23 protein-coding genes and 1 other RNA gene are annotated in these 21,000 nt (G+C 68.0%); 7 read left to right on the top strand and 17 right to left on the bottom strand.

What is annotated here, in order from left to right:
* Positions 1-2: 2 nt before the first annotated feature.
* The 6 genes from RTK35_RS08080 to RTK35_RS08055 all read right to left on the bottom strand — a co-directional run bounded on the left by RTK35_RS08080 (position 3) and on the right by RTK35_RS08055 (position 5,953).
* Positions 3-1,004, bottom strand: coding sequence for an extracellular solute-binding protein (locus RTK35_RS08080; RefSeq protein ID WP_160479873.1), 1,002 nt, complete (start codon positions 1,002-1,004; stop codon positions 3-5).
* Between the two features lie 110 nt (positions 1,005-1,114).
* Positions 1,115-2,332, bottom strand: coding sequence for a 2-octaprenyl-3-methyl-6-methoxy-1,4-benzoquinol hydroxylase (locus RTK35_RS08075; RefSeq protein WP_316907746.1), 1,218 nt, complete (start codon positions 2,330-2,332; stop codon positions 1,115-1,117).
* Positions 2,333-2,341: 9 nt separating this feature from the next.
* Entirely contained in the window at positions 2,342-2,824 is a 483-nt protein-coding gene (locus RTK35_RS08070; RefSeq protein WP_044402148.1) for a DUF4442 domain-containing protein, read from the bottom strand.
* 7 nt (positions 2,825-2,831) lie between these two features.
* The gene (gene ubiH / locus RTK35_RS08065) at positions 2,832-4,016 is read right to left on the bottom strand and encodes a 2-octaprenyl-6-methoxyphenyl hydroxylase (protein WP_316907745.1); all 1,185 of its coding nucleotides are present in this window, start codon (positions 4,014-4,016) and stop codon (positions 2,832-2,834) included.
* 1 nt (position 4,017) lies between these two features.
* Positions 4,018-5,352 carry a Xaa-Pro aminopeptidase gene (gene pepP, locus RTK35_RS08060; protein ID WP_165680319.1) on the bottom strand — a complete coding sequence of 445 codons (1,335 nt, stop codon included), beginning with the start codon at positions 5,350-5,352 and terminating at the stop codon, positions 4,018-4,020.
* A 46-nt stretch (positions 5,353-5,398) separates the two neighbouring features.
* Positions 5,399-5,953, bottom strand: coding sequence for a YecA family protein (locus RTK35_RS08055; protein ID WP_044402140.1), 555 nt, complete (start codon positions 5,951-5,953; stop codon positions 5,399-5,401).
* Positions 5,954-6,111: 158 nt separating this feature from the next.
* On the opposite strand from RTK35_RS08055, the gene RTK35_RS08050 reads away from it, so the two are divergent.
* The 4 genes from RTK35_RS08050 to RTK35_RS08035 all read left to right on the top strand — a co-directional run bounded on the left by RTK35_RS08050 (position 6,112) and on the right by RTK35_RS08035 (position 7,452).
* Positions 6,112-6,321 (top strand): TIGR02449 family protein, encoded by a 210-nt coding sequence (locus RTK35_RS08050; protein ID WP_044402137.1) that lies wholly within the window; start codon positions 6,112-6,114, stop codon positions 6,319-6,321.
* The gene (locus tag RTK35_RS08045) at positions 6,318-6,632 is read left to right on the top strand and encodes a cell division protein ZapA (protein WP_044402134.1); all 315 of its coding nucleotides are present in this window, start codon (positions 6,318-6,320) and stop codon (positions 6,630-6,632) included. Before RTK35_RS08050 ends, RTK35_RS08045 begins: the two co-directional genes overlap by 4 nt.
* Positions 6,633-6,666: 34 nt before the next feature.
* A non-coding RNA gene (ssrS, locus tag RTK35_RS08040) (6S RNA) lies at positions 6,667-6,845 on the top strand.
* 7 nt (positions 6,846-6,852) lie between these two features.
* Complete coding sequence (locus RTK35_RS08035; protein WP_142012975.1) at positions 6,853-7,452, top strand: 5-formyltetrahydrofolate cyclo-ligase; 600 nt, start codon at positions 6,853-6,855, stop codon at positions 7,450-7,452.
* 28 nt (positions 7,453-7,480) lie between these two features.
* Here the strand turns inward: RTK35_RS08035 and RTK35_RS08030 are convergent, their stop codons facing one another.
* Positions 7,481-7,624, bottom strand: a complete 144-nt coding sequence (locus RTK35_RS08030) for a hypothetical protein (protein WP_164707296.1) — start codon at positions 7,622-7,624, stop codon at positions 7,481-7,483.
* 209 nt (positions 7,625-7,833) lie between these two features.
* Between RTK35_RS08030 and RTK35_RS08025 the strand changes: the two genes are divergently transcribed.
* On the top strand, positions 7,834-8,283 hold the full coding sequence (locus RTK35_RS08025; RefSeq protein ID WP_142012977.1) for an EVE domain-containing protein: 450 nt from the start codon (positions 7,834-7,836) through the stop codon (positions 8,281-8,283).
* A gap of 12 nt (positions 8,284-8,295) precedes the next feature.
* Here RTK35_RS08025 and RTK35_RS08020 read toward each other — a convergent pair whose 3' ends face one another.
* Complete coding sequence (locus RTK35_RS08020; protein ID WP_316907744.1) at positions 8,296-8,712, bottom strand: flagellar basal body-associated protein FliL; 417 nt, start codon at positions 8,710-8,712, stop codon at positions 8,296-8,298.
* Between the two features lie 181 nt (positions 8,713-8,893).
* Between RTK35_RS08020 and RTK35_RS08015 the strand changes: the two genes are divergently transcribed.
* A complete protein-coding gene (locus tag RTK35_RS08015) occupies positions 8,894-9,871 on the top strand; it encodes an NADPH:quinone oxidoreductase family protein (protein WP_044402123.1) in 978 nt (325 codons plus the stop codon).
* A gap of 34 nt (positions 9,872-9,905) precedes the next feature.
* Here RTK35_RS08015 and RTK35_RS08010 read toward each other — a convergent pair whose 3' ends face one another.
* The 5 genes from RTK35_RS08010 to RTK35_RS07990 form a co-directional block, all read right to left on the bottom strand.
* Positions 9,906-11,366 (bottom strand): amidase, encoded by a 1,461-nt coding sequence (locus tag RTK35_RS08010; protein WP_316907743.1) that lies wholly within the window; start codon positions 11,364-11,366, stop codon positions 9,906-9,908.
* 132 nt (positions 11,367-11,498) lie between these two features.
* The gene (locus RTK35_RS08005) at positions 11,499-12,533 is read right to left on the bottom strand and encodes an extracellular solute-binding protein (protein ID WP_107328765.1); all 1,035 of its coding nucleotides are present in this window, start codon (positions 12,531-12,533) and stop codon (positions 11,499-11,501) included.
* A gap of 20 nt (positions 12,534-12,553) precedes the next feature.
* Positions 12,554-13,360 carry an ABC transporter permease gene (locus RTK35_RS08000; RefSeq protein WP_377742301.1) on the bottom strand — a complete coding sequence of 269 codons (807 nt, stop codon included), beginning with the start codon at positions 13,358-13,360 and terminating at the stop codon, positions 12,554-12,556.
* Entirely contained in the window at positions 13,360-14,268 is a 909-nt protein-coding gene (locus RTK35_RS07995) for an ABC transporter permease (RefSeq protein ID WP_316907742.1), read from the bottom strand. The genes RTK35_RS08000 and RTK35_RS07995 overlap by 1 nt, the downstream gene beginning before the upstream one ends.
* 13 nt (positions 14,269-14,281) lie before the next feature.
* Positions 14,282-15,403: an ABC transporter ATP-binding protein gene (locus RTK35_RS07990; RefSeq protein WP_316907741.1), complete on the bottom strand. Its 1,122-nt coding sequence runs from the start codon at positions 15,401-15,403 to the stop codon at positions 14,282-14,284.
* A gap of 211 nt (positions 15,404-15,614) precedes the next feature.
* Here RTK35_RS07990 and RTK35_RS07985 point away from each other — a divergent pair, with 211 nt between their 5' ends.
* Entirely contained in the window at positions 15,615-16,511 is an 897-nt protein-coding gene (locus RTK35_RS07985; protein WP_222900685.1) for a LysR substrate-binding domain-containing protein, read from the top strand.
* Positions 16,512-16,538: 27 nt separating this feature from the next.
* Here the strand turns inward: RTK35_RS07985 and RTK35_RS07980 are convergent, their stop codons facing one another.
* The 4 genes from RTK35_RS07980 to trxA form a co-directional block, all read right to left on the bottom strand.
* Positions 16,539-17,504 (bottom strand): CDP-6-deoxy-delta-3,4-glucoseen reductase, encoded by a 966-nt coding sequence (locus RTK35_RS07980; RefSeq protein WP_074967034.1) that lies wholly within the window; start codon positions 17,502-17,504, stop codon positions 16,539-16,541.
* Between the two features lie 52 nt (positions 17,505-17,556).
* Positions 17,557-19,023, bottom strand: a complete 1,467-nt coding sequence (gene ubiD, locus RTK35_RS07975) for a 4-hydroxy-3-polyprenylbenzoate decarboxylase (protein WP_044400925.1) — start codon at positions 19,021-19,023, stop codon at positions 17,557-17,559.
* Between the two features lie 129 nt (positions 19,024-19,152).
* Positions 19,153-20,415 carry a transcription termination factor Rho gene (gene rho, locus RTK35_RS07970; protein WP_044400922.1) on the bottom strand — a complete coding sequence of 421 codons (1,263 nt, stop codon included), beginning with the start codon at positions 20,413-20,415 and terminating at the stop codon, positions 19,153-19,155.
* Positions 20,416-20,655: 240 nt separating this feature from the next.
* Entirely contained in the window at positions 20,656-20,982 is a 327-nt protein-coding gene (gene trxA / locus RTK35_RS07965) for a thioredoxin TrxA (protein WP_044400919.1), read from the bottom strand.
* Positions 20,983-21,000: the final 18 nt, after the last annotated feature.

The following is a 21,000-nucleotide window of genomic DNA, read 5'->3' as shown; positions in this document are numbered from 1 at the left end:
GCTCAGCGCCACGCCACCCGGTCCATCATGCGGATGGCCTCGGCCTGGCGCTGGCCGGTGACTTCCACCGGCATGTCGTCGGCCTTGAAGGGGCCCCAGGCGGCCACTTCGTCAGACGGGTTCACCTTGGGGTTGGCGGGGAACTCCTGGTTGAGGCTGGCGAACAGGCCCTGGGCGTCGGGGCCGGTCATCCACTCCACCAGGGCGCGGGCCGCTTCGGGGTGCGGTGCGTGGCGGGTCAGGCCGATGCCGGAGAGGTTGACGTGTACGCCACGGTCCGCCTGGTTGGGCCAGTAGAGCTTCGCGCGCAGCTGCGGGTTCTGCTTGTGCAGGCGCCCGTAGTAGTAGGTGTTGACGATGCCGACGTCGCACTGGCCGGCGTCCACGGCCTGGATCACCGCGTTGTCGTCGGCGAAGGGGTCGGTGGCCAGGTTGGCGACCCAGCCCTTGAGCACCTGCTCGGCACGCTCGGCGCCCTGGGCTTCGATCAGCGCGGCGGTCAGCGACTGGTTGTAGACCTTCTTCGAGGAACGCAGGCACAGGCGGCCTTCCCATTCCGGGCCAGCGAGGGCTTCGTAGGTGGAGAGGTCTTCGGGCTTCACCCGCTCGGTGGAGTAGACGAGGGTGCGGGCCCGCAGGGAGAGGCCGGTCCACTGGTCGCTGCTGGAACGGTACTGGGCGGGGATGTTGGCCTTGACCGCATCCGAGCCCAGGGGCTGGAGGATGCCCATCTGCTCGGCCTGCCAGAGGTTGCCCCCGTCGACGGTGAGCAGCAGGTCGGCGACGCCGTTCTCGCCCTCGGCCTTGATGCGCTGCATCAGCGGCGCTTCCTTGTCGGTGATGAAGCGGACCTTGACGCCGGTCTTGGCGGTGTAGGCATCGAACACCGGCTTGATCAGCTCGTCGATGCGCGAGGAGTACACCACCACCTCGTCGGCGGCTTGCACGCTGGGGATGCCGAGGCCGACGGCCATCAGGGTGAGAAGGGTCTTGCGCGCCTTCATTGCTCATGCCTCTCGTGGTCGGAAAGGCTGGCGATAGTAATCAATCTCAGTTGCATGCAGGCCGGCCATGTATGACCGGGTGTTTCTCCGGGGCGCGAGGCCCCGGACGGTCAGGCGCGGGCGAGGTCCGGCAGGTCCCCGGAGAGGCCGAGGGCCTGGCGCACGAACAGCGCCTTGGCCTCGGGCTGCTGGTTGACCCAGCGCAGGCCGGCATTGCGCAGCCAGCGCAGGGGCAGCGGGTCGGCCTGGAACAGGCGCTCGAAGCCCTCCATGGCCGCCATCATCCCAAGGTTGTAGGGCATGCGGCGGCGCTCGAAGCGGCTGAGCACCTTCTCGTCCGCCAGGCGCTCGCCACGGGCGTGGGCGTGCAGCAGCACTTCGGCCAGCACGGCGGCATCGAGGAAGCCGAGGTTGACCCCCTGGCCCGCCAGCGGGTGGATGGTGTGGGCGGCATCGCCGATCAGCGCCAGGCCGGGCTCGACGTAGCGTTTGGCATGGCGCTGGCGCAGGGGGATGCACAGGCGCGGGTCGCTGTGCTCGACGCGCCCCAGGCGGTGCTCGAAGGCCTCGCCGAGGGCGCTGCAGAAGGCGTCGTCGTCCAGCGCCATGAGCCGCTCGGCTTCTTCCGGGGTGACGGACCAGACGATGGAGCACCAGTGCTCGTCGCCCTGGCGGTCCAGCGGCAGGAAGGCCAGCGGGCCGTCGTCGGTGAAGCGCTGCCAGGCGGTGCGCCGGTGCGACTGCTCGCAGCGCACGCTGGTGACGATGGCGTGGTGCAGGTAATCCCATTCGCGGGTGGCGCAGCCGGCCAGGCGGCGTACGGCGGAGTTGGCGCCGTCGGCGGCGATCACCAGCGGGGCACGGAGCTGGCGACCGTCCACCAGGGTCAGCAGCCAGCCGTCGCCGGAATGGCGCAGGTGTTCGAGGCGGGCATTGGGCATCAGGCCGATGCCGCTGTCGTGCAGGGGCTCCAGCAGGGCGTCCTGCACCACGCGGTTCTCGACGATGTGGCCGAGCACGTCGGCATGGACGCTGGCGGCGGAGAAGTGGATGGCGCCGGTGCCGGTGCCATCCCAGACCTGCATCTCGCCGTAGGGGCTGGCGCGCCGCGCGACGACGCCCGGCCAGGCGCCGAGACGGTCGAGGATGCGCTGGCTGGCGGCGGACAGGGCGCTGACGCGGGGCTCGAATGCGGCCTCGGCATCGAAGGGCTTGACGCTGAGGGGGCTGCCGTCGATCAGGAGGATGTCCAGCCCGCTGTCCTTGAGTGCCAGGGCCAGGGCGCTGCCCACCATGCCTGCACCGACGATGATCAGATCCGCTTGCATGTCCGTTCCTTATGCGCCTTGTCGCGCCTGCGGCTTGAGCCGCACGTAGAGGGTCTTTCGCACCCGGGCCACCAGGGTGCCTTGGCCGTCGTGCACGTCGACGTGCAGGTCGGGCAGGTACTTGTCGCCGCCGGCGGTGTGCTGGCGGATGCGCTCGATCAGCGCGTCGTCGATGTGGAACTCGGCGTACACCGGCCCGCGCCCGGGGGCGATGAAGTCGATGTGGGCGGCCTTGTCCCAGACGATGTAGTCGCGCCCCAGCAGCTGCATCAGCATGAGCATGTAGAAGGGGTCGGTCATGCTGTAGAGCGAGCCGCCGAACTGGGTGCGGACGTAGTTGCGGTTGTACCAGCCCAGGCCCATCTTGACCCGCACCAGGCGGAAGTCTGCGCTGATCTGCCGCACGCGGATACCCGCCCCGAGGTAGGGCGGGTAGAGGTTCAAGGCCCAGCGCAGGATGCGCGCCTTGCGCGCCAGTCGGCGGTCCGCCATGGCGCGGTCAGACCGGGCGGGTGCCCAGGCCCATGGCCTGGCGGGCAAACCAGCGCTTGGCCGGGGGCAACAGGTCGAGGCCGAGCAGGCCCAGGTTGCGCCCGGTGGCCAGCAGCGGCTCCTTGTTGGAGAACAGCCGCGTGACCTGGTCGGAGAAGCCGACGGTGAGGTCCTGGTCCAGGCGCTGGCTGGCGAGGTAGCCCTGCAGGGTGGCGAGGTCACCCAGGGGCGCTGTGCTGGCCAGCAGGGTTTCCGCCAGGGCCACGGTGTCGCGCAGGGACAGGTTGTAGCCCTGGCCGGCGATGGGATGCAGGCTGTGGGCGGCGTTGCCGAGCACCACCAGGTTGGGGCGCACCTGCTCCTCGGCCTCGATCAGGGTGAGCGGATAGAGGTGGCGGGCGCCGACCTGGGAGAAGGCGCCCAGGCGGTAGCCGAAGGTGGCCTGCAGTTCGCCGAGGAAGGCGCGGTCATCGAGGCCGGCCAGGCGCTGGGCGTCATTGCCCGGCCGAGTCCAGACCAGCGCGCAGCGGTTTTCCGGCAACGGCAGCAGGGCCATGGGGCCTTCGTCGGTGAAGCGCTCGAAGGCCTGGCCACGGTGGGATTCCAGCGGGCTGACGTTGGCGATCAGCGCGGTCTGCCCGTAGGGGTTGCGGCGCACGCCGATGCCCAGCTGCTCGCGCAGACTGGAGCGGCCGCCGTCGGCAAGGATCGCCAGGTCGCATTCGAGCTGGGTCTCGTCGTTGAGGCTGAGGCGGTAGCCGCCTTCCAGCGGCTCCATGCGCACCACTTCCGCCGGGCAGTGCCAGGTGACCACGTCCGGATCCAGGGCCTGCCAGAGGCACTGTCCGAGCCAGGCGTTCTCCACCACGTAGCCGAGGGCGGGGACGCCCTCTTCGATGGCGGCCAGCCGCGCCGCACCGAAACGGCCGCGGTCGGAGACGTGGATCTGCAGGATGGGCTCGGCGCGCTGGGCGATGGCCGGCCACAGGCCGAGGCGTTCGTAGATGCGCCGGGTGCCGAAGGAGAGGGCGGAGGAGCGGGCGTCGTAACTGGGCTGGTAGCTGTTGCCGGGGGCGAAGGGCTCGATCAGGACGATCTTCCAGCCCCGCTCGCGGGCACCTTGCTGCAGGGCCAGGGCCAGGCTGGCACCCACCAGGCCGCCGCCGACAATCGCCAGTTGGGTGTGGGCCATGTCAGGCGGCCTCGCTGCGGGCGGCGGCCATCAGGGCTTCGATCTCGGCGACGGTCTTGGGTACGCCGCCGGTGAGGATCTCGCAGCCTTTCCGGGTGACCACGACATCGTCTTCGATGCGCACGCCGATGCCGCGCCACTTCTTCGGCACGTCCTGGTTGTCGACGCCGATGTAGATGCCGGGCTCGACGGTCATCGCCATGCCGGGCTCGAGGACGCGCCATTCGCCGCCGACCTTGTATTCGCCGACGTCGTGCACGTCCATGCCCAGCCAGTGGCCGGCGCGGTGCATGTAGAAGGGCTTGTAGGCTTCGCGGGCGATCAGCTCGTCCACCTCGCCCTGCAGCAGCCCCAGCTCCACCAGGCCGGCGGTGATGACCCGCACGGTGGCTTCGTGGGCTTCGTTCCAGTGCTTGCCGGGGGCGATCTCGAGGAAGGCAGCCTCCTGGGCGGCCAGCACCAGCTCGTAGATGGCCTTCTGCTCGGGGCTGAAGCGGCCGCTGACGGGGAAGGTGCGGGTTATGTCGCTGGCGTAGCAGTCCAGCTCGCAGGCGGCGTCGATCAGCACCAGGTCGCCGTCCTTGAGGGGGGCGTCGTTCTCGCGGTAGTGCAGGATGCAGGCGTTCTTGCCGGCGGCGACGATGGAGCCGTAGGCGGGCATCTTCGCGCCGCCCTTGCGGAACTCGTATTCCAGCTCGGCTTCCAGGCTGTATTCGTAGAGACCGGCGCGGGCGGCCTGCATGGCGCGGACGTGGGCACGGGCGGAGACTTCACCGGCCTCGCGCATGACCTTGATCTCGGCGGCGGACTTGTACAGGCGCATGTCGTGCAGCAGGTGGTCCAGGGCGACGAACTCGTTCGGCGGCTGGGCGCCCTGGCGGGCCTTGGAGCGGATCACGTTGACCCACTCCATGAGGTGGTGGTCGAACTCGGGGTTGGTGCCGATGGAGTAGTAGACCCGCGAGCGGCCTTCGATCAGGCCGGGGAGGATGTCGTCGATGTCGCCGATGGGGAAGGCGTCGTCCGCGCCGTAGTCGCGGGTGGCGCCGTCCTGGCCGGCACGCAGGCCGTCCCACAGTTCACGCTCGGGGTCACGCTCGCGGCAGAAGAGCACGTACTCGCCGTGTTCCCGTCCGGGGATCAGCACCATCACCGCTTCCGGCTCGGGGAAGCCACTGAGGTACTGGAAGTCACTGTCCTGGCGGTAGACGTGCTCGACGTCGCGGTTGCGGATGTAAACCGGCGCGGCGGGCAGGATGGCGATGCTGTTGGGCACCATCTGCTCCATCAGCGCCTTGCGGCGACGGGCGAATTCGGACTTCGGGATACGGGTCATGCGCGCTCCTTGATCGAGGGTGCCGGGATGGCACCCGTGACGCGGGTCAGTGCAGGGAGGTCTTCGGCGCCGGTGCGGCGCCCCGGTTGCATTCGCTGAACAGCAGCAGGGGGGCGACGCGCAGGTACTCCATCACTTCCATGTAGTCGGTCTCGCCGTCCTCGGAATCTTCCAGGGCGCTCTGCACCTGGGCGATGGAAGCAAGGTCCTGTAGGACTTCAACCGCTTCGCCTGACAGCGCACCTTCACGCGCGGTGAGGCCGAAGCCGCCGAGGAATCCCTGGCACCACTGGCCCAGGGCCGCAGCGCGTTCGGACAAGGGCGTTTCGTCGTCGGGCAGCAACAGCACGACGGCCATCTCGCCGCCGGTGAGTTCGCCCTTGACCATCTCCTGCAGGCCGATCAGGGCCTGGCGCAGGTTGTCCTCGGGCGAGGCGCCGAGCAGCTCGGCAGCGTCCTCCAGCCAGGGCTCGGGCTCGAAGCCGGCTCCGGCGCAACTGCGCCCCAGGAGCAGGCCGTGGAGTTCGGCAGGGGAAACGGGCTGGCCGGTGCTGGCGAGCAGCGCGGCGAATGCGGAATACGGGGAGTTCGGGCTGGGCATGGGTGGCTAGGCGCCGGGGGGCGCAATCACTAGAATGACGGCCTCGTATCCTAGCATCGGCACGCGCGCCAAGACCATGCGACGTCGCCGCGGGGTTTGTCCCTGGATCGGGCCGGTCCTGTATAGTCCCCGTCCACTCATCGCCGAGTAGAAAGCCCATGGAAGATGCCGACCTGAAAGCACTCGCCACCCGCCTGGAACACCTGATCCAGCGCGTGGAGCAGCTCAAGGCGCACAACCGGCAACTGCTCGCGAACGAGAGGATGTGGAAAGAAGAACGCGCTCATCTGATCGAAAAGAACGAACTGGCCCGGCAGAAGGTCGAAGCGATGATTTCGCGCCTGAAAGCCCTGGAGCAGGATTCATGACCCAGTCCAATACCGTCACCGTCCACATCCTCGACAAGGATTACTGCATCGCCTGTCCCTCGGACGAGCGCGCTAACCTGGAAAGCGCTGCCCGTTACCTGGACGGCAAGATGCGTGAGATCCGCAACAGCGGCAAGGTGATCGGCGCCGATCGCGTCGCCGTGATGGCGGCGCTCAACATCACCCACGAGCTCCTGCACAAGCAGCAGCGCCTCGACCAGGAGGCCACGTCCACCCGTGAACGGGTCCGCGACCTGCTGGAACGGGTCGACCACGCCCTGGCCACCGATCAGGATGCACCCGGGGCCTGACGCCACCGACCTTTCTTGGGGTATACTCGCCGCCAGCTCCCTGGTGTGTTTGCCAGTCGGTGATGTCCCTGAGCCGATACGCACAACCACGGGGGTTGTAAGTGGGGCCGGTGTGCATGTCCGCCTGACGGAAAGCCTTAACGCCTCCTGCAACCTCCACCTTGAACTTTCGGGTTCAAGGGCTAACCCGACAGCGGCATAACCGGGGAGTCATATTTTCATGGTCACTGCCGGCACCCTCTCCCGCCCGGCCCTGCGGCGCCTCCTCAGGCAGCAACGCCGCCAGCTCTCCCCCCTCCAGCAGAAGAAAGCCGCCCGTGCGCTGTACCGTCAGCTCGCGCAGCACCCGCTGTTCCGCCGCGCCCGCCACCTGGCGCTGTACCTGCCCAACGACGGAGAGATCGACCCGCGACCGCTGCTGCGCGAGGCACAGCGACGGGGCAAGGCCACCTACCTGCCGGTGCTCAATGCCTGGCCGCGCACGCGCATGGCCTTCCAGCGCCTGATGCCCGGCGAGCGCCTGGTGCGCAACCGCTTCCGCATCGAAGAGCCGCGCACCAATACGGCGCGGCAGCGGCCGGTGTGGACGCTGGACCTGCTGCTGATGCCGCTGGTGGGATTCGACGAGGAAGGCGGCCGTCTGGGCATGGGCGGCGGCTTCTACGACCGCAGCCTGGCCTACCGGTCACGCCGCAAGCAGGGGCAGAAACCGACGTTATTGGGCCTGGCCCATGAATGCCAGAAGGTGGATCGGCTGCCGCTGGCGAGCTGGGACGTCCGCCTCCAGGGCACGGTGACGGACGGCGGCTGGTACCGCTGAAGGCGCCGGAAGGACGGGCGCCGGGGGATCAGGGCTGTTGCTGCTGGGTGATCACGCCAGCGGGAGCGCTGCCCTGACGCTGCTCCCAGAGGCTCTGGGTGTAGCCCGTGGTGACCACGCCCAGGCCGAAGATGATGACCAGTACCCAGAGAAGATCGGGTTTACGCTTCATCGAAATGCCTCCCCCTTCAAGGCATGGTGCCCGCGATGACTTGCGGCGATTTTCTGTTTTTTTGAGTGGGCTGTGCGGCAACGTCCGGCTCGAAGCGCGGCATTTTCAGGCAAGCCGTGATAACGCGCAATTATGACGCCAACCGATTGTCGGCTAATCGTTACATTTCTTTCCGTTGGCGCAAGGACCACTTTTCAGGAGCAAAGTTCATGCCCCACTGGCTGATGAAATCGGAACCCGACGAACTGTCGATCCACGACCTGCAACGCCTCGGCCAAGCGCGCTGGGACGGCGTGCGCAACTACCAGGCGCGCAACTTCATGCGTGCGATGAACCCGGGCGACCTGTTCTTCTTCTACCACTCCAGCTGCCCGGAGCCGGGTATCGCCGGGATTGCCCGCATCGTCGGCGCCACCTACCCCGACCCGACGGCCCTGGACCCGCAGAGCCACTACTTCGACGCCAAGGCCAGCCACGAGAAGAACCCCTGGAGCGCCCTGGACGTGGAATTCGTCGAGGCCTTCGCGCGGGTCATCCCCCTGGCGCAGCTGCGCGAGGCAGAGGCCCTGCAGTCAATGCCGCTGGTGCAGAAGGGCTCGCGCCTGTCGGTGATGCCAGTGACCGATGCCGAATGGCAGGCCGTGCTGGCCCTGCGCTGAAACCGCAGCCCGTCAGGGCTGCACGATCAGGTTGTTGAACAGCAGGTCCTCGACCAGCGGCTTGCCTTCTTCCTGGTTGAGCGCCTGCTGCACCTGCTTGAGCGCTTCCTGGCGCAGTGCTTCCTTGCCCTCCACCGAGCTGAGCGACTCGTCGGTCTGCTGGGCGAACAGCATCACCAGCTGGTTGCGGATCAGCGGCTCGTGGTACTCCACCGACTTCTTCGCGTCTTCCCCGGTGACCCGCAGGGAAATGTCGGCCTTGAAGTACTTCAGCTTCGGGCCGGCGCCGTAGTTGCCTACCAGCGCGGGCACCAGGTCGAGGTAGAGCACCTTGGGCCCCTCGCCCTCTTTGGCCTCTCCCTCGGATTCCGAGGCGAAGGCGGAGAAGGGGATCAGCAGGGCCAGCAGCAGAGCGAGAGTGGTTTTCACGGGAGGGATTCCTGATGGGGCGTGCCCGCTAGCATAGCCACAGCCCGGGGCGAGCCCAAGCCCGATGCTTATGCAGCCCTATCAGGACCGGCCATGCTCGTTGACCGACCCTGCCCCCCGCCTACACTGCCTGACCACAGGGCCGGCGCCGGGCCGGTCGCCAACGAGGATCGAATCCCCCATGAAAGCCGTCCTGTGCAAGGCCTTCGGCCCCGCCGAGACCCTGGTGCTCGAAGAGGTTGCCAGCCCCGAACCGAAGAAGAACGAAGTGCTGATCGACGTGCACGCCGCCGGGGTCAACTTCCCCGACACCCTGATCATCGAAGGCAAGTACCAGTTCAAGCCGCCGTTCCCCTTCTCCCCGGGTGGCGAAGCCGCCGGCACCGTCGCTGCCGTCGGCGAGAAGATCACCCACCTCAAGCCCGGCGACCGGGTCATGGCGCTGACCGGCTGGGGCAGCTTCGCCGAGCAGGTGGCCGTGCCCGGCTACAACGTGATGCCGATCCCCAAGGGCATCGACTTCAATTCCGCCGCCGCCTTCGGCATGACCTACGGCACCTCCATGCACGCGCTGAAGCAGCGCGCCAACCTGCAACCGGGGGAAACCCTGCTGGTGCTCGGCGCCTCCGGCGGCGTCGGCCTGGCGGCGGTGGAGATCGGCAAGGCCATGGGCGCGCGGGTCATCGCCGCCGCCAGCAGTGACGAGAAGCTGGAAGTGGCCAAGGCTGCCGGTGCCGACCTGCTGATCAACTACAGCACCAGCAGCCTGAAGGAGAAGGTCAAGGAACTGACCGGCGGCCAGGGTGCGGACGTGATCTACGACCCGGTGGGGGGCGACCTGTTCGACGAAGCCATCCGCTCCATCGCCTGGAACGGCCGCCTGCTGGTGGTCGGCTTCGCCAGCGGCCGCATCCCCGAGCTGCCGGTGAACCTGGCCCTGCTCAAGGGCGCGGCGGTGGTCGGCGTGTTCTGGGGCTCCTTCGCCCAGCGCCAGCCCCAGGACAACCTGGCCAACTTCCAGCAGCTGTTCGCCTGGCATGCCGAAGGCAAGCTCAAGCCGCTGGTGTCCCAGACCTTCCCCCTGGAGCGGGCCGCCGAGGCCATCAACGCCCTCGGCCAGCGCAAGGCCGTGGGCAAGGTGGTGGTCACCGTCCGCTGAATCACGGGCCCCGGCAGCGCCGGGGCCTGCCCCATCACCCCTGCGCCAGCAGGGGTGGCGGGCGACGCGCGTACCACTGCGTCGCCTGCTCATAGGCATGGGCCAGTTGCAGCACCGCCAGGTCCGCGTGGTGCCGGCCGATGACCTGCATCCCCATCGGCAACCCCATCTCGTTGAACCCCACCGGCACGCTGGCCACCGGGCAGCCGGACAGGGTTCCGGGGATCACCACCTCCATCCAGCGGTGGTAGGTGTCCATGGACCTGCCAGCGATGGCCTTCGGCCAATCCCAGTGCTTGTCGAAGGGGAACACCTGGGCGCTGGGCAGCAGCAGGAAGTCATAACGCTCGAACAGGCGGCTGATAGCGCGGTACCAGTCGCTGCGGGTGACGGATGCGCGGTACACCTCCATGGCCGACAGTTGCAGGCCGTTCTCCACCTCCCACACCGCCTCGGGCTTGAGGCGCTCGCGCCGCGCCGGATCGGCATGGGCCGCCGCCAGCGAGCCGGCCACCAGCCAGTGGCGCAGGGTTCGCCAGCAGGCCCAGAGGCGCTCCGGAGCAAAACCCAGGGCCGCTTCCTCGACCTGGCAACCCAGTGCCTCGAAGTCCGCCAGGGCGCTGCCGCACAGCGCCAGCACGCCGGGCTCCATGGGCAGGTAGCCGCCCAGGTCACCGAGCCAGCCCAGGCGCGCGCCCTTGAAGTCCCGCTCCAGCGCACCGGCGAAGGCCGCGCCGGATTCGGCGATGGACAGCGGCGCGCGGGCGTCGAAGCCGGCCTGCACCGAGAGCAGCAAGGCCACGTCCCGCACGCTGCGGCCCATGGGGCCCTCGTAGCCGAGCTGGTCGACGAACAGGTCGGCGCTGTCATCGAAGGGCACCCGCCCCTGGGACGGGCGGAAGCCGACGATGTTGTTGAACGCCGCCGGGTTGCGCAGCGACCCCATCATGTCGCTGCCGTCGGCCACCGGCACCATCTGCAGCGCCAGTGCCGCCGCCGCGCCGCCGCTGCTGCCACCGGCGCTGCGAACAGGGTCGTAGGCACAGCCAGTGACGCCGAAGACCGGGTTGTAGCTGTGGGAGCCGAGGCCGAATTCGGGGGTGTTGGTCTTGCCGATGAGGATCGCGCCGGCCGCGCGGATGCGCTCCACCATGATGCCGTCGCGCTCGGGCACGTGGTCGCGGAACAGCGGCGAACCGAAGGTGGTGCGGATGTCCCGGGTCAGCGACAGGTCCTTGATGGCGTGGGGCAGCCCGTGCATCCAGCCGCGGTACTCGCCGCGGGCCAGCTCGGCGTCGCGCTGGTCGGCCTCGGCCAGCAACTGCACCTCCGGTTGCAGGCTGACCAGGGCGTTGACCTCGGGGTTGAAGCGCTCGATCTGCGCCAGGTAGGCCTGCATCACCTCGCGGCAGGACACCTGGCGCAGGCGGATGCGTTCGGCCAGCTCATGGGCCTGCAGCTGGACGAGTTCGGGGTGAAGCGTGTTCGGGCTCATGGCGTGCAGCCTTCTTCCAGTTCCATCGGGGTTCGGGTCGCGTCGCTCGCGGTGCGGGCGCGTTGCCGAGGCGAGCGATGCCGCTGCGCCTGCCGGAGCAGGCGCGCATCGTCAGGCGTCGGATGAGTCGGGTCAGCGCATCAGGCTGGTCCAGATGCGGTCGGCCAGGCGGATCGCCCCTTCGCCGCAGGTCTGGCTGAACACCACGCGGGTGCCCTCGGGAATGTGCAACTCCGGCGCATCCTTGAGGCTGGCGTCCAGGTAGGGTTCCACGCCCTTGATCGGGCTCTGGTGCTTGAGGAAGTTCTGGGTCAGCGCCGCGTTCTCCGGCTGGCTGAGGAAGGCGATGAAGCGCTTGGCGTTCTCCGGATGCTTCGCCCCGGCGGGGATCACCAGGTTATCCACCCAGGCCATCACCCCCTCCTTCGGGTAGAGGTAGGTGAGGCTCGGCTTCATCTCCCGCGCCCGCATGGACGAGCCGCCCCAGAACATCGACATGTCCACCTCGCCCGAGGCCAGGTTCTCGCGGATCGAGCCGGCCTTGGAGCTGTAGGTCTTCACGAAGGGCTTCTGGTTCTTCAGCAGCGTCAGCACCTGCTGCATCTCCTTCGGGTCCTCGCTGCACAGCGGGATGCCCAGGTAGAGGCTGGCGGTGTCGATCACCTCGCTGGCCGAGTCGAACATGTTGATGCGCCCCTGCAGCGCAGCGGGCGGGGTGAACAGCACGGCGTAGCTGTCGGCCGGACCGTCGTAGCGGGCGCGGTCGAGCACCACGCTGGTGGTGCCCCAGATGAAGGGTACGGCGTAGGCGCCTTCCGGGTCCCAGGCGGGCTTCTTCAGCTGGTCCTGGATGTTGGCGTAGTAGGGCTGGCCGGCCGGGTCGAAGCGTTCCAGCAGCTTCTCCTGCACCAGGATCGGCACGAACTGGTGGGAGGGGATGGCCACGTCGTAGCCGGCGCCGCCCTGCTTGAGCTTGGCCAGCAGCGTCTCGTTGGAGTCATAGGAATCCACGGTGACCTTGATTCCGGTCTCCTGCTCGAACTTGGCCAGGATCGGCGGCGAGAAGTAGCCGCTCCAGCTCACCACGTTCAACTGCTCGGCCGCCTGGGTGGCCGACGCCAGGCCCAGGGCCAGCGAAATACCTGCAACAGCGCTCAATGTGTTCATCGTCTTGCTCCGGTTTGGGCTCAGGCCTTCTTCTTGCCGAGCAGATAAGAGAGGGTCACGAACAGCACGGAGACCCCGAGGATCAAGGTGGAAACGGCGTTGACGTCAGGCGTCACGCCCATGCGCAACAGCCCGAAGATGAAGATCGGCAGGGTGGTGGTGCCGGCCTGGGCCACCATCATCGAGATCACGAAGTTATCCAGCGAGACGATGAAGGCCAGCATCAGCCCCGAGACCATGCCCGGCGCCAGCAGCGGCAGGGTGACCTTGCGGAAGGTCCGCCAGGGGCCGGCGTAGAGGTCGGCGGCGGCCTGCTCCAGGGACAGGTCCATGTCGTTCAGCCGGGCGCGGATCGGCAGGTAGGCGAACGGGATGCAGAACACCGTGTGGGCGATGATCAGGTTGCCGTAGCCCAGCGACAGGCCGAGGGTGGAGAACAGCGCCAGGGTAGCGACGCCGACCACGATCTCCGGCAGCACCAGCGGCAGCATGATCGTCCCCATGGACAGCCGCAGCCCCTTGAAGCGCGCCCCGCGTGAGGTGCCCAGGGCCGCCAGGGTGGCGATGGCGGTGGCAGCCAGGCTGGCACACACGGCGATCAGCAGGCTGTTGCCGGCCGCCTGGCGCAGGGCCTGGTTGGCGAAGGCGGCGCGGTACCAGTCCAGGCTGAAGCCGGTCCACACGGTGGCCGACTGGTTGGCATTGAACGACAGCACCACCAGCACCAGGATCGGCGCGTAGAGGTACAGGTAGAACAGCAGGCTGAGGGCGCCGAAGCCGGGGAAGTCCCGCACGCCGGGGCGACGGTTGCGAAACAGGGCACGCATCATCGGGCACCTCCCGCCGCACGGCCGGCGCGCCAGGCGTAGACCATCAGCACCAGCATCACCGCCGCCATCAGCACCAGCGACAGGGCGGAGCCCAGCGGCCAGTTACGGGCGTCGCTGAACTGCCGGAAGATCAGGTTGCCCAGCATCATGCGGGTACCGCCGCCAAGCAGCTCAGGAGCCACCATCGCCCCCAGGCAGGGCACGAAGGTGAGGATGGCGCCGGCGAGGATGCCGGGCCGGGCGATGGGCAGCACCACCTTGCGCAGGGTGCGCCAGCGCCCGGCGTAGAGGTCCTGGGCGGCCTCCAGCAGGCGCAGGTCCATGCGCTCCAGGGTGGCGTAGATCGGCAGCACCACGAAGGGCGCGTAGGTGTACACCAGCCCCAGCAGCACGGCGCCGTCGGTGTACAGCAGGTTCAGCGGCTGGTGGATCAGGCCGAGGCCCATCAGCGTGCCGTTGACCACGCCGGTGCCGCGCAGCAGCAGGATCCAGGCGTAGGTACGGATCAACAGGTTGGCCCAGAACGGCACGGTGATGAGGAAGATCAGCAGGCCCCGCCGGTGCGCCGGCTGCATCGCCAGCCAGACGGCCACCGGAATGCCCACCAGCAGGGTGATGACGGTGGTGGCGGCGGCGATGCCGATGGAGCGCAGGGCGATCACCAGGTAGGCATCGGCGAAGGCCAGGCTGTCGTCCAGCTGGCGTTCGAACAGCAGCGAGACATAGGCCTCGACGCTGAACTGCGGGTTCACCCCGCCGTAGGGGTTGGCCTGCATGAGGGAATAGCCGACCACGATGAGGATCGGCACCACCAGGAACAGGCCGATGGCGACCAGCGCCGGCGAAACGCCGAGCAGGTTGGCCAGGGCGCGGCGGCGTTCCAGGCTGCGGGTGAGGGTGCGCATGGTCCTGTCCTCCTCAGTCCAGCAGCACGCAGGCGCTGCCCGGCTCGACCCGCAGGCCGGCACGGGCGCCCACCTCGGGCTGGCGTCCCTGGATGGCGTTGTTGGGCAGGCGCACGGTGAGCGGCGTGCCGTCGTCCAGGGCGACCCGGTACTGCAGGTCGGTGCCCAGGTAGACCCGTGCCAGCACCTGGCACGGCAGGCTGTCGGGCGTGGCGTCCGCCAGCAGGTGCAGGCGCTCGGGGCGCACCGAGAGGCTGGCCTCGGCCCCGATGGCCAGGCCGTTGCAGGCCGGTGCCTGGAGCACCGCGCCACCGGGCAGGCGGAAGCGCGCGCCCTGGCCGTCGAGTGCTTCGAGGCGGGCCGGGAGGAAGTTGGTCTCGCCGATGAAGTCGGCGACGAAGCGGTTGCGCGGGCGCTCGTAGATGTCGTCCGGGCCGCCAACCTGCTGCACCTCGCCCTGGGCGAGCACGGCGATGCGGTCGGACATGGCCAGGGCCTCTTCCTGGTCATGGGTGACGAAGATGAAGGTGATGCCGGTGCGGGTCTGGATGCTCTTCAGCTCCTCGCGCATGGCCTGGCGCAGCTTCAGGTCGAGGGCGGAGAGCGGCTCGTCCAGCAGCAGCACCTTGGGCTGCGGCGCCAGGGCACGGGCGAGGGCGATGCGCTGCTGCTGCCCGCCGGAGAGCTGGGCCGGGCGGCGCTCGGCGAAGGCCTCCATCTGCACCAGCGCCAGCATCTCGCGCACCCGCTCGGCCACGGCGGCCTTGCTCAGGCGCCGGCCCATGGGGTGGGATTCCAGGCCGAAGGCGAGGTTCTCGGCGATCGTCATGTGCGGGAACAGCGCGTAGTGCTGGAACACGGTGTTCACCGGGCGGGCGTAGGGCGGCCGGTCGGCGATGTTCTCGCCGAACAGGCGGATCTCGCCTTCGGTGGGGAACTCGAAGCCGGCGATCATGCGCAGCAGGGTGGTCTTGCCGCAGCCGGAGGGGCCGAGCAGGGTGAAGAACTCGTTGTCGCGGATGTCCAGGTCGACGCGCTTCAGCGCCACCGGGCCGCTCTGGGGGTCGCCGTAGACCTTTCGCACGGCGCGGATGGACACCGCCGCGGTGGTCGACGGGCTGTGCAGGGCACTCATGAATACCTCCGGTTCCTTCCCCTGCGCCCAGTGGGCGGGGGTCTTGTCGTTGTTCTGGCAGGACTAGAGACAGGTGCAGCGTCGAGCTCGGGGCCCGGTTGTTGTGGGGCTGCTGGGGACGGATGGTCGGGGAAAGGCGGTTGAGCAGAAAGCTCAATTTTCTTACAGTCGCTGTTAAAAAATTTAATACCTGACCGCGAGCCCTTCAGCCATGTCGATCCAGCGCCTGCCGCCGCTCAATGCCGTGCGTGCCTTCGAGGCTGCCGCCCGCCTGGGCAGTTACGTTGCCGCCTCGCGGGACCTCCACGTCACCCAGCCGGCCATCGGCCGCCACGTGAAGCTGCTGGAGGAGTGGCTGGGGGTGCGCCTGTTCGACCGCACGCCACGCGGCGTGTCGCTGACCCCGGCCGGGCAGCGCTACTACGAGAAGATCGCCAGCGCGCTGCAACAGATCGCCGATGCCGGCCATGAGCTGACCCCGGGCGGGACGGCGCGCTGGCTGAAGATCATGGTGGTGCCGGCCTTCGCCAAGCGCTGGCTGATGCCGCGCCTGGAAGCCCTGCTGGAACAGCGACCGGGGCTGAAGATCGCCATCGAGCCCAACCCCACCTTCGAGGCGGTAGACGGCCAGCGGGCGGACCTGGGCATCGCCTACGGCCTGCCCGGGCAATACGGCCGCCGCACGGTCACCCTGCTGCACCCCAACGTGTTCCCGGTCTGCTCGCCCGCATACCTGGCCGCCCATGGCCCGCTGGCGGGCCCGGAAGAGCTGGCGACGCACAAGCTGATCCACGTCGACGACGGCGAGTGGTGGAACGCCTGGCTGGCGGCACTGGGCTGCCCGCTGCGGGTCAGCTCCGAGGTGCTCTACATCAGCAACGACCACGCCCTGAGCATGGCGGAGAAGGGCCACGGCATCGCCCTGGCCAACGAGGTGCTGGTGCACCAGGAATTGGCCGCCGGTAGCCTGGTGCGCGCGCTGCCGCTGCAGGCGCCGCTGGAGCGCTACCAGGCGCTGCTGCCGCCCGGGCCGCACAGCACGGACGTGGAGTGGTTCATCGACTGGCTGTCGGCGGAGCTGCGCCGGGAGTTCCCGGAGCTGGCCTGACGCCGGGCACGCCCGGCGTCGCGGGGTTCAGCGGGGCGCGTAGGCGAAGACGTCGGCGCGCATCTGGTGGGCATCCATGCCGGCCTCCACCAGGGCATCGAGGGTGGCGTAGACCATCGCGGGTGAACCGCTGGCGTAGACGTGCAACGGCTTGAGGTCGGGGAAGTCCTCACGCACGGCCTCGTGCAGCAGGCCGTGGCGGCCGGGCCAGTCGCAGGGGTCGCTGACCACCCGGTGCAGGGTGAGGTTCGGCAGGCCCTGCCAGTCGTCCCAGTGCGCCAGCTCGTAGAAGTCCTCCGGCCGGCGCATGCCCCAGTACAGGTATACGGGGTGGGCGAACCCGGCGGCGCGGCAATGTTCGATCAGGCTCTGCATCTGGCCCATGCCGGTGCCGGCGGCGATCAGCACCAGGGGGCCGTCGGGCAGCTCGGCCAGGTGGGTGTCGCCAAAGGGCAGGCGTACCCGGGCCAGGCCGTCGCGCTGCAGTTGCTGCAGGAGGGCGGCGGCGCTGGGCTCACGGCCGAGGACGTGCAGTTCGAGTTCACGCCCGGCGCTGGGGGCGGAGGCGATGGAGAAGGCGGACGCTTCGCCATCGTCCCGCTCGATCAGCAGGTACTGCCCGGCGTGGTAGCGCGGCGGCTTGCCGGCCGGGGCACGCAGGCCGACCCGCCAGACGTCCCCGCCGACCGGGGTGCAGGCGGTGAGCTGGCAGCTCAGGCTGCGCACCGGCAGTTCGCCGGGGGCGAGCACGCCGTCCCAGTGCAGGACGCAGTCTTCCAGGGGTTCGGCGAGGCAGGTGAACAGCTCGCCATGGTCCAGCTCGCGGCCGCCCTGGCGCACCCGGCCTTCCACCAGCAGGGCGGCACAGACGTGGCAATTGCCGTTGCGGCAGCTCTGCGGGCAGTCGTAGCCCAGGCGCCGGGCGGCGGCGAGGATGTTTTCACCGGGGGCGGTTTGCAGGACCGCTCCGGAGGGCTGCAAGGTCACTCTCAAGAGGTGTTCTCTTTGTTATGGCGGGCGTTCAGGGGCGCCCTGGCCCCTGTGCTCAATCTATACCCAGGCTGGACCACATCTCGTCCACACGACGGGTTACCGCCTCGTCCTTGACGATGGCGCGGCCCCACTCGCGGGTGGTCTCGCCCGGCCACTTGTGGGTGGCATCCAGGCCCATCTTGGAGCCGAGGCCGGAGATGGGCGAGGCGAAGTCCAGGTAGTCGATGGGGGTGTTGTCGATCATCACCGTGTCGCGCTTGGGGTCCATGCGGGTGGTGATGGCCCAGATCACGTCGTTCCAGTCGCGGGCGTTGATGTCGTCGTCGGTGACGATAACGAACTTGGTGTACATGAACTGTCGCAGGAACGACCAGACGCCGAGCATCACGCGCTTGGCGTGGCCGGGGTACTGCTTCTTCATGGTCACTACCGCCATGCGGTAGGAGCAGCCTTCGGGCGGCAGGTAGAAGTCGGTGATCTCGGGGAACTGCTTCTGCAGGATGGGCACGAAGACTTCGTTCAGCGCCACGCCGAGGATGGCCGGCTCGTCCGGCGGGCGGCCGGTGTAGGTGCTGTGGTAGATGGGCTTGCGGCGACGGGTGATGCGCTCGACGGTGAACACCGGGAAGGTGTCGACCTCGTTGTAGTAGCCGGTGTGATCGCCGTAGGGGCCTTCCGGGGCCGTCTCGCCGGGATGGATCACGCCTTCCAGCACGATCTCGGCACTGGCCGGGACCTGCAGGTCGGAGCCGATGGCCTTGACCAGCTCGGTGCGGTGGCCGCGCAGCAGGCCGGCGAAGGCGTACTCGGAGAGGGTGTCCGGCACCGGGGTCACCGCGCCGAGGATGGTCGCCGGGTCGGCGCCGAGGGCGACGCAGACGGGGTAGGGCGTGTTCGGGTGCTTCTGGCACCACTCGCGGAAGTCCAGCGCGCCGCCACGGTGGCTGAGCCAGCGCATGATGACCTTGTTGCGGCCGATCACCTGCTGGCGGTAGATGCCGAGGTTCTGCCGCTCCTTGTTGGGGCCGCGGGTGATGGTCAGGCCCCAGGTGATCAGCGGTGCCACGTCGCCGGGCCAGCAGTGCTGGATCGGCAGCTTGCCGAGGTCGACGTCGTCACCTTCTTCGATCACGTCATGGCAGGGGGCGTCCTTGAGAACCTTGGGCGCCATGCTGATGACCTTCTTGAAGATCGGCAGCTTGGACCAGGCGTCCTTGAGCCCCTTGGGCGGCTCGGGCTCCTTGAGGAAGGCCAGCAGCTTGCCGATCTCGCGCAGTTCGGAGACGTCGTCCGCGCCCATGCCGAGGGCCACGCGTCCGGGCGTGCCGAACAGGTTGCCGAGCACGGGGATGTCGTAGCCGGTGGGGTTCTCGAAGAGCAGCGCCGGGCCTTGCTTGCGCAGGGTGCGGTCGCAGATTTCGGTCATTTCCAGGATCGGCGAGACCGGGGCGGTGACGCGCTTGAGCTCGCCACGCTGTTCCAGGCCGCTGATGAATTCGCGCAGGTCGCGATACTGCATGCGTGAGCCTCTCGGGGCGTGCAGGTCGGGGCGCAGAGTTTAGCGCCGATGGGGGCCTTCCAGAAGGACGAATGAACACCCGGAAACGCGAAGGCCGGGTTTCCCCGGCCTTCGTGGTACCACGACCTGTTACTTGCTGCGCTTCATGGACATGAAGAACTCGTCGTTGGTCTTGGTGTCCTTGAGCTTGTCGAGCAGGAACTCGATGGCGGCGATCTCGTCCATCGGGTGCAGCAGCTTGCGCAGGATCCACATGCGCTGCAGTTCGTCCTCGGCGGTCAGCAGCTCTTCGCGGCGGGTACCGGACTTGTTGATGTTGATGGCGGGGAACACGCGCTTCTCGGCGATGCGGCGGTCCAGCGGCAGTTCCATGTTGCCGGTGCCCTTGAACTCCTCGTAGATCACCTCGTCCATCTTCGAACCGGTCTCGACCAGCGCGGTGGCGATGATGGTCAGCGAACCGCCTTCCTCGATGTTACGGGCGGCGCCGAAGAAGCGCTTGGGCTTCTCCAGGGCATGGGCGTCGACACCACCGGTGAGCACCTTGCCGGAGCTGGGGATCACGGTGTTGTAAGCGCGCGCCAGGCGGGTGATGGAGTCCAGCAGGATGACCACGTCCTTCTTGTGCTCGACCAGGCGCTTGGCCTTCTCGATCACCATCTCGGCGACCTGCACGTGGCGGGTCGGCGGCTCGTCGAAGGTGGAGGCGACCACTTCGCCGCGCACGGTGCGCTGCATCTCGGTCACTTCTTCCGGGCGCTCGTCGATCAGCAGGACGATCAGGTGGCACTCGGGGTTGTTGCGGGTGATGTTGGCCGCGATGTTCTGCAGCATGATGGTCTTGCCCGCTTTCGGCGGGGCGACGATCAGGCCGCGCTGGCCCTTGCCGATCGGCGCGCAGAGATCGATCACGCGGCCGGTGAGGTCTTCGGTGGAACCGTTGCCGGCTTCCATCTTCAGGCGCTCGTTGGGGAACAGGGGCGTGAGGTTCTCGAACAGGATCTTGTTCTTGGCGTTTTCCGGGCGGTCGAAGTTGATCGAGTCAACCTTCAGCAGCGCGAAGTAGCGCTCGCCCTCTTTCGGCGGGCGGATCTTGCCGATGATGGTGTCGCCGGTACGCAGGTTGAAGCGGCGGATCTGGCTGGGCGAGACGTAGATGTCGTCAGGGCCGGCCAGGTAGGAGGAGTCGGCGGAGCGGAGGAAGCCGAAACCGTCCTGCAGAATCTCCAGCACGCCGTCGCCCGAAATTTCTTCGCCGCTCTTCGAGTGCTTTTTCAGCAGGGCGAAGATCACATCCTGCTTGCGCGAACGGGCCATGTTCTCGAGGCCCATCTGTTCGGCCATTTCCAGCAGTTCGGCAATCGGCTTTTGCTTGAGTTCGGTCAGATTCATAGGAATGACGTAGATGAGAAATGAGGGAAGGAAAGCTTGTGAGCTTGAGAGGCCGCGCCGAGGGAGGCAACAGATCGCTGCGCGTGATTCGAGTTGGAATGCGTCGACGGCGGCTTGCAGAGGGCAGCGGAATGACGCTGCGGGCCCGAATTTAACACCGGGTTTCGGGTGAGTCCAGTACTGCGCCGACAAAAAACCCCGCATCGAGCGGGGTTTTTACGGAGATTCCCGGAGGGAAAATCAGATGTTGGCGTCCAGGAAGGCAGCCAGCTGGGACTTGGACAGGGCGCCGACCTTGGTGGCCTCGACGTTGCCGTTCTTGAACAGCATCAGGGTCGGGATGCCACGCACGCCATACTTCGGCGGGGTGTCCTGGTTCTCGTCGATGTTCAGCTTGCAGACCTTCAGCTTGCCTTGGTAGTCCTTGGCGATCTCGTCCAGGACGGGGGCGATCATCTTGCACGGACCGCACCATTCGGCCCAGTAGTCGACCAGCACCGCGCCCTCGGCGCTCAGTACGTCCTGCTCGAAGCTGGCGTCGGTGACGTGGGAGATGAGTTCGCTCATGGATGTTCTCCGGATTCG

Origin of the sequence: Pseudomonas sp. zfem003, from assembly GCF_032621675.1 — a bacterium.
Lineage (GTDB): Bacteria > Pseudomonadota > Gammaproteobacteria > Pseudomonadales > Pseudomonadaceae > Metapseudomonas > Metapseudomonas otitidis.
The sequence above is the reverse complement of the archived record's forward strand: the minus strand, read 5'-3'. Positions and strand labels throughout refer to the sequence as shown.